Consider the following 10,982-nt stretch of genomic DNA (forward strand, 5'->3'; position numbering starts at 1 on the left):
CGGAGCGCTTCGGCCTGTCGAGGGGGCAGGCCGAACGACGCGTCCAGCACACCCTGTTCAGCGTCGAGGGCGGCCACGCGGCAGCCGCGGCACTGCTCGACGAGGGCTGCACCGGCGTCGTCTGCGGCAGCGACCTGATGGCGTTGGGCGTGGTGCGGGCGGCACGCCAGCGCGGCCTCGACGTCCCGGTTGATGTCTCGGTCGTCGGTTTCGACGACTCCCAGCTCATCGCCTTCACCGATCCGCCGCTGACCACGGTGCGCCAGCCGGTACAGGCGATGGCGACGGCGGCGGTGGGGGCGCTGATCGAGGAGATCCACGAACGCGCCCAGGGCCGCCAGGCCCCACCACAGCGCACGGAGTTCGTCTTCCGGCCGGAGCTGGTGGTGCGGGGGTCGACGGGGGTGGTGCGGGCGTGATCCGGGGGCCGGGAACGGCCCGAGCCGGGGAGTGGACCGGGACCGGCAGACATACGGAGGCCCAGGGTCCGCAATTCCGCTTTCCTCCGGCCTGGTACCGATAACGGACGGACACCGGCCGATAGGTGAAACATAACCTCGACACCTAGCGTCCCTTTCCGTACGAGTTGTCATTCCGGAAGGAAGAGAACGACGTGAAGATGCGCAGGAACGCGGGACGCACGCTGGCCATGGGCGCCATGGCCGCTTCCCTTCTGATCCTGGGAACGGGTGCCGCGAACGCCGCGACCGGCACGCTGGAGTTCTCCGGGAACGGTGAGCGGACGCTGACCAACCCCACGGACGGGGCTTGCTACAAGCTCGCCAAGAAGACGGGGCCGTGGGAGTCGCTGGGCTACAAGACGATCACCAATCACACCAACAAGAAGGTGACCTGGTACACCGCGGACGACTGCAAGGGAGACGGCTCGGCCGTCGAACCCGGAAAGACCTCGGAGGCGAGCTCCACCTGGTGGCCGCTGGTCTCCATCCGGTACGTCAAGATCGGCTGACGTGCAGGCCGGGGCCGCGTGCGGCGTGGCCCCGGGCCAACCCCGTGACAGCCCCCAGTGGCGCCAGCCACGGTCCTCCGGGCCGGCCGGCGCGGAACCGTCTCAGGGCTGTGCGATGCCGAGGTTGGCGATCGCGATCCGGGCGACCTCGCGGCCGCGGTCGGTGACGTCGCCCTTGCCCGGATAGTCCACCCACAGCCGGTACATGTCACCGGCGTGGGTCCGGTAGTAGAACGCCTTGGCCTCGCGCGGGACGTCCCCGTCGATGTCCACGCCGGAGCCGCTGGTGCCGTAGGTGACGGTGTTCAGGGCGGCATCGCGTTCCTGGTACATGACATTGGAGTCCGTGCTGCTGCGGGCCTTGGTGTCCGAGGACATCGAGATCCCCGACCCCGAGAAGGAGCCCTCCTTGATCGCGTCCGAGTCCTTGAACGCCTGGGCGTCGGCGGTCCCCGAGATATCGCTCTTCTGCCGCACGTGGTCCCACCGGGTCAGCTCGACCGTCACCGCTCCGCTGGGATCCTTGTACGTGATCACGGAGGGGTCCCCGTCGTCCGGGATCCGCAGGTAGCCGACGGGCACCGCGACGTCCGCGTGCAGCGGTGCCGCCTCCTGGCGCACCCTCCACCCCTCGGGCAGCGGCCCGGCGAACGGATCCGCGACGACCAGACAGGCCGCCCCGGCCAGCGCCACGACTCCCGCGGCGACCCCGATGAGGGTCTTGCGGCCGAGGCGGACACCCTTACCGGCCTCAGGCCCACTGACCCGTACGACCGGGGGCGGCGGCTGCACCGCCCGTTCGAGCAGTTCGCGCACCTGCGCCGCGCTCGGCCGGTGCGCCGGATCCTTCTGCAGCAGACCCTGGATGGCCTCGGTCAGCGGGCCGTCGCCGGCCGCGGTCGGGGCGACCGGGGCGGAGTTCAGCACGGCCTGCAGCGTGGCGGGGGTGTTGGTGCGGCGGAACGGCGAGACGCCTTCCGTCGCCGCGTACAGGACGACGCCGAGTGACCACAGGTCGGAGGCGCTGCCGGGCTGCTGCCCCAACACGCGCTCGGGAGCGATGAATTCGGGTGAGCCGACGAACCCGCCGGTCTCGGTCAGCTTGGTCTCGCCCTCGATCTGGGCGATGCCGAAGTCGGTGAGGATGACGCGGTCGTGACGTCCGAGCATGACGTTGTCCGGCTTCACGTCGCGGTGCAGGATCCCGGCGGCGTGCGCGGCCTCCAGCGCGCCCAGCACCTCCAGCCCGATCCGCGCGGCGTCGCGCGCGCTGAGCGTGCCCTCCTGGAGCGCGTCGCCGAGGGAGCGCCCCTGGACGAACTCCATGACGATCCACGGCTGCCCCTCCTCGACCGCGACGTCATGGACGTTCACCACCGCGGGATGATCGAGACGGGCCGCGGCCCGCGCCTCCCGCCGCATCCGTTCGAAGACACCGGCCCGCTCCCGCTCCGGCAGGTGGTCAGGAATACGGGACTCCTTGACGGCGACCTCGCGGTCCATGACCTCGTCCCGGGCACGCCATACGGTGCCCATGCCGCCGTGCCCGAGCCTGCTCAGCAGCCGGTAGCGGCCCGCCACGAGCCGGCCCGCACCCGGATCGGACGGCGGCGCCGAAGCCTGTGTGGCCGGAGCCTGCACGTGCTCCGTGACCGGCGCGTGCGCAGACTGCGGCGGTCGCAGCCGATAGCTCGTGGGATCGTGCGGACCCTGTGCGGTTCCCCCGTTGTCGTTCATGGGCTCATCTTTATCCCCAGCGACGACCCGCGTGCCACTGGGGTGGGGACTTGTGACGGCCGCGACCGGTCACTGAGGAATCGTCGGCCTGTGCCCGGCCGGTCCGGAACGGGGATGCCCCGGGGCCCGCAATTCCGTTGCCTCCACCCTGGTACCGATATCCGGCGAACAGCCACCGGTAGGTGAAAAATAACCCCATTGCCTAGCGTCTCTTCCCGGACGAGCTGTCATTCCGGAAGGAAGAGAACGACGTGAAGATGCGCAAGAACGCGGGACACACGCTGGCCATGGGCGCCATGGCCGCTTCCCTTCTGCTCCTGGGCACGGGCACCGCGAACGCCGCCACCGGCACCCTGGAATTCTCCGGCAACGGCGAGCGGACCCTGGCCAACCCCAAGGACGGCGCCTGCTACAAGCTCGCCAAGAGTTCCCCGACGGGCTCGCGGGGCTACAAGGCCATCACCAATCACACCGACAAGAAGGTGACCTGGTACACCACGGACAACTGCCAGGGAGACGGCTCGGCCGTCGCACCAGGGGAAACCTCGGCGGCCAGCGGCACCTGGTGGCCGTTCGTTTCCGTCAGGTACGTCAAGATCGGGTGACAGTGGGGGCCGGGGGCACCGTTCCGGCGCGGCCCCCGGCCATCAGCATCGCGTTCGTCCGATGGTCACCGTCTGGATCAGAGTGAGCCGGTATGGCTTAACCGCGGTAAGCACCTGGCCAGTCTCCGTCCGAAGAGTGACCACTGCTTGACGGCCCATCAAGCGAACTGCTGGGCTGGCGCTTTCGAGGCGTTCAGTCGGAGGGTTCCCAGGTGTCCAGGTCGGATCTTCGTGCGTTATTCCGGTCGAACGATCGTGAGCTGAAAGCCGTTGACTACTTCGCCGACCGACGGGACGAGTGGGCCACGGTGGTCGAGAGCCTCGTTCGTCATACGGAAGGGGCGCGCGGGACCGGGTTCGATGTCGAGGACCTGGAGGCGCCACGGCGTAACGTGCTCGTCTTCTACGGGGTCGGCGGCATCGGCAAGTCCACGCTGTCGCGCGGTGTCGCCGAACACCTCGTGGACGGCGAGGCACGCGGCGCCGACTGGCCGCCGCTGGACCCCCGGCTGGGGCGGGTGGCGCCGGTACGCGTCGACCTGTCCCGTGACTCCGGCAGCGACTTCGAAACCCTGATGCTCGCCCTGCGGCTCGCGGTGGCCGAGCTGGGGGAGCCGATGCCGGCATTCGACCTTGCGTTCCAGCGCTACTGGGAGCGCAACCACCCCGGGGAGCCGCTGGAGGAGTATCTGCGGCGCCGTACCTGGTTCAGCCGGTTCCCGGGGGCGCGCTCCCTGTCCGGGCAGATGCAGTCCGCGCTGTCAGACGTCGCGCAGGCGGTGTCCTTGCCCGGGACCGCGGGCGTGCTCGCAGGGAAGGGGCTCCGGTCACTCGTCCGTGCGCTGCGGGACCGGCGTCACCAGGTCCGCGCGCTCGCCGAGTGCCGTCGTCTGGCGGACCTGCTCGAAGCCGAACCGGACCTGGAGGCGCTCAGCTACTACGCGCATCTGCTCGCCTGGGACCTCAGCAGGGTTCCGGCCAAGCGCCGGGCGACACTCGTCGTCCTCCTGGACACGTTCGAGGACGTCGGGGACCGCGTGCACCGCGACCTCGAGCGGCTGATCCAGCGCGTGGTGTGGCTGATGCCGAATGCGCTCTTCGTCATCACCGGCCGCAACCGTCTGCAGTGGGACGATGCCAGACTCGAAGGTCAGCTGGACTGGGCGGGACCGGACTCCTGGCCGCTGCTCGTCGGCGGCGCCACGCAGGAACCGCGCCAGCACACCGTCGGCTACCTCTCCGCGGAGGACTGCGAGAGGTATCTGTGCGAGCGGCTGACCGTCGGCAGCCGGCCGCTGATGGACGACAGCGCGCGACACCTGATCACCGCCAACTCGCACGGACTGCCGCTGTACCTGGATCTCGCGGTGATGCGGTTTCTGGACATGTACCGCAAGAACGGGCGCGCACCGATGGCGAATGAGTTCAATCTGGACTTCCCGGCGCTCGTCGCCCGGACCTTCCGGGACCTCACGCCGAGCGTGCGCCAGGTCCTGAGAGCGGTGAGCCTGCTCGATTCTTTCTCCGTCGAGCTGGCCGCGGCCGCCGCTGGCCTCGACCATGACGCCCCCGCACTGGAATTGGTCGAGCGTCCCTTCGTGGACCTGGATCCCGGCGCCCCATGGCCCTACCGGCTGCACAATCTCGTACGCGATGCCGTGCGGGACGCGGACTCGACCAGCGAGGACCGCTGGAGCCCGGCGGACTGGCGGCGGGCCGCTCAACGCACCGTCGACGCCCTGGAACACGAGGTGGACGGGGACCGAAGGCGTCTGGTCGCCGCCTTGCGGCAGGGGTTGACGATCGCCCGCGACTACGGCCTGGAGCTCGGTTGGCTGGAGGACGCGGCGTTCCGCTACGTCGCCGACTTCGTGTGGGAGCCCATCGAACTGCCTCCGCCTGCAGCGGGCCAGAGCCGTGGCGCCCGGATCGGCAGCGCGGCGGACGCCCTGGCCGTCGCGCTGTCCGCGATCGCCCGGCGGCAGCGGCGTCACCGGGGTGAAACCGCTGAGCAACTGCGCGCGGTGCTGGCATCCGGGATGCTGCCCGATGCGCTGTTGGAGCTGCCGCGGTACTTCCTTGCGGAGTGCGACCGTGATCTCGGGAACTTCGCGAGTTCGCTGGCCGGGATGCGGCAGGTCGTCGACGCCGGGGGACGGCTGGCCCCCACGGCCGCCCGTGGCCTGGTGCACCTTGCGCGCCGGGTGGGGAGGTTCCCCGAAGTGCATGCCGCGGCTGAGGCCTTGGGCGTGGAGGGCCGCCGCGACCGGGCGCTCGGCGATCTTTGGTGGACCCAGGGGGACATGGCGCTCGCGTGTTCCTCGTACGCGGTCAACCGCGACGAGGCGCTGCGGCTCGGCCAGCAGGGCGAGGCCGCGTTGTCGCAGGCCTGTCTGGCCTTCGCCGCCGCGTTCCGGGACCGCCCACGAGCCGGGGAGGAGATCGAACGGGCGCAGGACGCCCTGGGGGCGGTATCGATCCGGTGGGCGGAGCTGCAGACGAAGATCGCATTGCTCGTACGGGATGCCGGTGTCAGCAGCGACCTGCCCAGCCGCGCAGAGGAAATCGTCGCGGAGGCCCGTGAGGCGGGACTGACATCGTCCATCGCGTATGTGCGCTTCGCGGTCTGCCTCCACGCCGCGGTCCTCGGCAGGCCGGCGCTCCTGACCGAGGCACGCGAACGGCTGCACGGGTGCGTACGGGGAGAGGAATTCGCCTACTTGGCCGAGCTGTCGTACCTGATGGCGGGGGAGGATCCGCCCGAGGGTCTGCCGCGTGCCGCGTGGATGGACGAGCGAATTCGGGTGCAGTCACGCTGGATTGCAATTGTCGATGATCGGCGCCGGGAAACCGCCGCACACAGAGGAGCCTGAGCAGGGTGGCCACATATACCAAGCTGGACGAGATCGACCTGCCCGCCGTGTCCGAGCACTACGGGCTGCGGGAGCCGCAGCTGCAACCCCTCAAGGGCGGCGCAGCGAATTCCAGTTTTCACCTGTCGAGTGCTTCCGGCGACTTCACCCTGACCATCCTCGACAACCACGACACCGCCAGCGCCCAGCGTCTGGCGACACACACGCAGGCCGTCCATCGCTTGGGAGTGCCGACCACCGAGGTGGTACCCGCCCTTGATGGGGCGCTGATCACCAGCCTCGACGGCCGTCCGGTCATCCTGAAGAAGTGGATCCCGGGGGAGGTACTGGAGCCGCTTCCCGTTCCTCTGCTGCCCGAGGCCGGGCGCATCCTGGCGCAACTGCATTCCCTGGCACTGGAGTCGGAAGGGCTCGATGACCTTCCCGTCGGCACGCGCCGACTCTCGCCCGAGCAGCTGGATGCGATTCCGGATTTCGCTGACCGGGAGTTCGGGGAATGGCTCACCGCTTGCCTGACGCGGGTTCGCAGCGCCGAAGCGGAAAGCGAGCGATCTCGGAAGATCGCGCACGGGGACCTTTTCGCCGACAACGTGATCGTGCGTGGAAACGGGGTGCTGTCCGTACTGGACTGGGAAACGATCTCGCTCGACGATCCCCTTCTGGACCTCGGAATGGCGGCGGTCGGGCTGGCGCAGGAGGATGACGTCCTGGTGCCCGAACGGCTGTGTTCCCTGGTGGCGGGATATCAGGAAGTCGCGCCCCTGTCGGAGGAGGACGCAGCCGCCTTGCCTCTGGAGATCGAGCACGCGGCGTGCATCATCGCCTTCCACCGCTACTACCGGCACCATGTCCGCTTTCCCGACCCGAGCAAGAGCACCTACCACTTGAAAATGATCAAGTTTGTGGAATCCGTGGCGGCTGCGACTCGTCCCGGCCATTTGTGAGGGAGTGAGGTGAATCCCTCACAGGCGAGTTGCTGGCCGGCAAGGTGAATTCCTCGCTGAACAGCTCCCCCTCCTGCCGCCGATGTGGCGTCAGAACACGTTCCGAACTCAGTGCACGGTCCCGCCTCTGGATACCGACCCGGCCGACCGGGCGCGTAGACCCCGTCCGTTAGGAGCCTCCGGTCGGCCGGACCGGCTACTGCGGGAACGTAACACCCTTGCAAGGTCTTGCGTAAGGTCTTGCATGGCGGGGATGGTGTAGATAGAACCATGAGCCATGTCTTCCACTCTCCGCCGGTTCCACCGGTGTTCGGCCGGTGCTCTGGTCATGGTTCTCGGTGCGGCGGCGCTGCTGGTCTCGTCGCCGCAGCAGATGGCGCAGGCGGCGTCGTCCCCGCCGGACAAGGCGCTGGCCCAGTGGATCGACCGGGACACCGTTGTCTGGAAGGGGGCGGAACGCAGCTCCGCCCGGCTGGAGTTCGGGGGTCGCGGTGCGCACATACGGCTGGCGCCGGGCAGTCTCAGTTCGGCCGAGCGGGCCGCCTATCCGCATCTGACGGGGTACCCGGCCTTCACCGTCGACCCCCGCGACCGCCACCTGGCCGGTACCGCGCTGCGCGGAAAGCTCATGGCCGCTCAGCGCGCGGCGGACGGGCGGCGCACCACCACCGGCGTCCAGATACCCGGCGTCCTGGACGACCTCTACGGGGCTCGTGCCCAACGCTCCGCGCTGGGGCCGGTCTTCCACCACGGCCGGCCCACCCTCTCCGTATGGGCGCCCACCGCCCGCACCGTCGCCCTGGAGCTCGACGGCCGTACGGTCCCGATGCGGCGCGATGACCGCAGCGGCGTCTGGCGCGTCCAAGGACAGCGTGACTGGGCCGGGAAGCCGTACCGCTACCTGGTCACGGTCTACGCGCCCACCGTCGGCAAGACCGTCACCAACAAGGTCACCGACCCCTACTCCACCGCCCTGACCGCCGATTCGGCCCGCAGCCTCGTCACCGACCTCGACGATCCGCGGCTCGCCCCGGACGGCTGGTCACGGCTGGCGAAGCCCGCCGCGGTGCCGCTGCGCCGGGCTCGTATCCAGGAGCTGCACCTCCGCGACTTCTCCGTCGAGGACCGCACCTCCCGCCACCCCGGCCAGTACCTCGCCTTCACCGACCGGCGCTCGGACGGGATGCGGCACCTGCGCTCCCTCGCCCGGTCCGGCACCTCCTACGTCCATCTGCTGCCCGCCTTCGACTTCGCCACCGCACCCGAGCGGCGCGCCGACCAGACCCGTCCCGGCTGCGACCTCGTCTCGTACGCCCCCGACTCCGACCGTCAGCAGGACTGCGTCGGGAAGACCGCCGCCCGCGACGCGTACAACTGGGGCTACGACCCGCTGCACTACACCGTCCCGGAAGGGTCCTACGCCTCCGACCCGGACGGCACGGCCCGGACCGTGGAGTTCCGCCGCATGGTCCAGGGCCTCAACGGCGCCGGGCTGCGTACCGTCATGGACGTGGTCTACAACCACACCCCCGCGAGCGGCCAGGACCCGCGCTCCGTACTGGACCGCATCGTCCCCGGCTACTACCAACGGCTGCTCGACGACGGCGGGGTGGCGACCTCCACCTGCTGTTCCGGCACCGCGCCCGAGCACCTCATGATGGGCAAGCTCGTCGTCGACTCGGTCGTCACCTGGGCCAGGAAGTACAAGGTCGACGGCTTCCGCTTCGACCTCATGGGCCACCACCCCAAGGCCAACATCCTGGCCGTCCGGAAGGCCCTCGACGCGCTGACCCCGCAGAAGGACGGCGTCGACGGCAAGAAGATCATCCTCTACGGCGAGGGCTGGAACTTCGGCGAGGCCGCGAACGACGCCCGCTTCGTCCAGGCCACCCAGCGGAACATGGCCGGCACCGGCATCGCCACCTTCAACGACCGGGCCCGGGACGCGGTGCGCGGCGGCGGCCCCTTCGACGCCGACCCCCGCGTCCAGGGCTTCGCCTCCGGCCTCGCCACCGACCCCAACTCATCGCCCGGCAACGGCACTCCGGCCGAGCAGCGCGCCCGGCTCCTCCACTACCAGGATCTCCTCAAGGTCGGCCTCACCGGCAACCTCGCCGACTACACGTTCACCGACACCACCGGCCACCGCGTCAAGGGCTCCCAGGTCGACTACAACGGCGCGCCGGCCGGCTACGCCGCCGCCCCCGGTGACGCGCTCGCCTACGCCGACGCCCACGACAACGAGACCCTCTACGACGCGCTCGCCTACAAACTCCCGCCGCACACCGGAGCCGCCGACCGCGGCCGGATGCAGGTCCTGGCACTCGCCACCGCGGCCCTCTCCCAAGGGCCCGCACTCTCCCAGGCCGGCTCCGACCTGCTGCGTTCCAAGTCCCTGGACCGCAATTCCTTCGACAGCGGCGACTGGTTCAACGCCCTGCACTGGAACTGCGCCGACGGCAACGGCTTCGGCCGCGGGCTGCCGCCGGCCGCCGACAACAAGGACAAGTGGCCCTACGCCCGGCCCCTGCTGGCCGACCCCGCGCTCCGTCCCGGCTGCGCCACGGTCCGCGGCACCTCCGCCGCCTACCGCGACCTGCTCCGCATCCACGCCACGGAGCCGGCCTTCGGCCTGCCGACCGCCGACCGGGTCCAGTCGGCTCTGTCCTTCCCGCTGTCCGGGAAGGACGAGACCCCCGGCGTGCTCACCATGCGCCTCGACGACCTCGTCGTCGTCTTCAACGCCACCCCGGACCGGCAGCGGCAGACCGTCCCCGGCCTCGCGGGCGAGCGTTATGCCCTGCATCCCGTGCAGGCCGGCGGTGCGGACCGCGTCACCGCGAGGGCGTCGTACGCCTCCGGGTCCGGCACGTTCACGGTTCCGGGCCGCACGGTGGCGGTGTTCCGGCGGAGCCGGTGACCTCCCACGTTGTCGGCCTCCCCGCCGTGGTCGTGGCTCGCCGTTTCGCCTGCGGCGGGCGGGGGGTCCGCTGCGCGGGGCCGTGGCTCGGGGGACGCTTGCGGATTCCCCGCCGTAGCGCCTGGCGGCGGGCGGGCCCCCGGATTCCGGTCAGGCGTCGCCGAGCCGCTTTTCGAGGAGGGTGACGCCGTACCGGCTCCCGTTCTTGCCCTCCTTGAAGGGCTGCTCCCCGACGACGGTGTAGCCGGCACCCTCGTAATAGGTGCGCAGCCGAGGGTTGGAGGACACGCAGTCCAGCCGGGCCCAGGCCCGCCCGGCCCCGGCTATCCGCCGCTCGGCATGCGCCAGCAACGCCCGCCCGGTGCCGGCCGGTGCGCGCTCCCGGTCCACCATCAGCCGGTGCACATAGCCCGCCTCCGGTGGCTGCGGTCCCCAGGCCGGTTCGTCCTCCCACCACAGCTCGAACGCTCCGACGGCCCGGCCGTCAGCCTCCGCCATCCAGACCTCGCCGTCCTTGTGCCGCCGCCGGAAGTGCGCCTCGTCCTTGTCGCCGGGCCGCCATTGGTCGATACCGGACGCCAGCATCCAGCGGGCCGCCTGGTCGTATAGCTCGACCAGGGCGGTCAGGTCGTCGCTGTCGTTGGCGAGCCGAAGCGTCATCGCGTTCATAGGTCGATTTTGGCCCACGGTTTCGGCTGCGCTTTGCTGGCTTCCCGCGTTTTCGGCTTTCCCGCCGTGGTGGTTGCTCGGCGTTTGTGGCCCGCTTTGCGGTGCCCTCGCCGTTGCGCCTGCGGCGGGCCGGTCCGCTGCGCTGTGCCTCGGCCCGCGTTTTTGTCTTGCCCGCCGTGGTGGTTGCTCGCCGTTGCGCCTGCGGCGGGCGGGGTCCGCTGCGCGGGGCTGTTGGGTGCGGTGACGGGCCTGCGCGGGTGGGGG

At 70.3% G+C, this 10,982-nt stretch carries 8 protein-coding genes; 6 read left to right on the forward strand and 2 right to left on the reverse strand.

All coding sequences use genetic code 11. The annotated features are described in order from the left end of the window. Both ACFW5B_RS32330 and ACFW5B_RS32335 read left to right on the forward strand, forming a co-directional pair. On the forward strand, positions 1–419 hold a 419-nt coding region (locus tag ACFW5B_RS32330; RefSeq protein ID WP_386447599.1), incomplete at its 5' end, for a substrate-binding domain-containing protein. 194 nt (positions 420–613) lie between these two features. Next, positions 614–970: a hypothetical protein gene (locus ACFW5B_RS32335; RefSeq protein WP_386447601.1), complete on the forward strand. Its 357-nt coding sequence runs from the start codon at positions 614–616 to the stop codon at positions 968–970. Positions 971–1,072: 102 nt separating this feature from the next. Here the strand turns inward: ACFW5B_RS32335 and ACFW5B_RS32340 are convergent, their stop codons facing one another. Further along, entirely contained in the window at positions 1,073–2,707 is a 1,635-nt protein-coding gene (locus ACFW5B_RS32340) for a serine/threonine-protein kinase (protein WP_386447604.1), read from the reverse strand. A gap of 251 nt (positions 2,708–2,958) precedes the next feature. Here ACFW5B_RS32340 and ACFW5B_RS32345 point away from each other — a divergent pair, with 251 nt between their 5' ends. From ACFW5B_RS32345 to pulA, 4 genes are all read left to right on the forward strand, one after another. Next, positions 2,959–3,312 carry a hypothetical protein gene (locus ACFW5B_RS32345; RefSeq protein WP_386447607.1) on the forward strand — a complete coding sequence of 118 codons (354 nt, stop codon included), beginning with the start codon at positions 2,959–2,961 and terminating at the stop codon, positions 3,310–3,312. 212 nt (positions 3,313–3,524) lie between these two features. Next, on the forward strand, positions 3,525–6,185 hold the full coding sequence (locus ACFW5B_RS32350; protein WP_386447610.1) for an ATP/GTP-binding protein: 2,661 nt from the start codon (positions 3,525–3,527) through the stop codon (positions 6,183–6,185). A gap of 5 nt (positions 6,186–6,190) precedes the next feature. Beyond that, positions 6,191–7,129 carry a phosphotransferase gene (locus tag ACFW5B_RS32355; protein WP_386447613.1) on the forward strand — a complete coding sequence of 313 codons (939 nt, stop codon included), beginning with the start codon at positions 6,191–6,193 and terminating at the stop codon, positions 7,127–7,129. Between the two features lie 277 nt (positions 7,130–7,406). Beyond that, on the forward strand, positions 7,407–10,049 hold the full coding sequence (gene pulA / locus ACFW5B_RS32360; RefSeq protein WP_386447616.1) for a pullulanase-type alpha-1,6-glucosidase: 2,643 nt from the start codon (positions 7,407–7,409) through the stop codon (positions 10,047–10,049). 150 nt (positions 10,050–10,199) lie between these two features. On the opposite strand, the gene ACFW5B_RS32365 is transcribed toward pulA, so the two are convergent. After that, a complete protein-coding gene (locus ACFW5B_RS32365; RefSeq protein WP_386447619.1) occupies positions 10,200–10,718 on the reverse strand; it encodes a GNAT family N-acetyltransferase in 519 nt (172 codons plus the stop codon). Positions 10,719–10,982: the final 264 nt, after the last annotated feature.

The organism is Streptomyces sp. NPDC058773 (genome assembly GCF_042746015.1).
GTDB lineage: Bacteria > Actinomycetota > Actinomycetes > Streptomycetales > Streptomycetaceae > Streptomyces.

Excerpts from the sequence above, each read along its gene's own strand:
- ACFW5B_RS32365 (WP_386447619.1), bottom strand. The coding sequence starts at position 10,718 with ATGAACGCGATGACGCTTCGGCTCGCCAACGACAGCGACGACCTGACC.
- ACFW5B_RS32340 (WP_386447604.1), bottom strand. The coding sequence starts at position 2,707 with ATGAACGACAACGGGGGAACCGCACAGGGTCCGCACGATCCCACGAGC.
- pulA (WP_386447616.1), top strand. The coding sequence starts at position 7,407 with ATGTCTTCCACTCTCCGCCGGTTCCACCGGTGTTCGGCCGGTGCTCTG.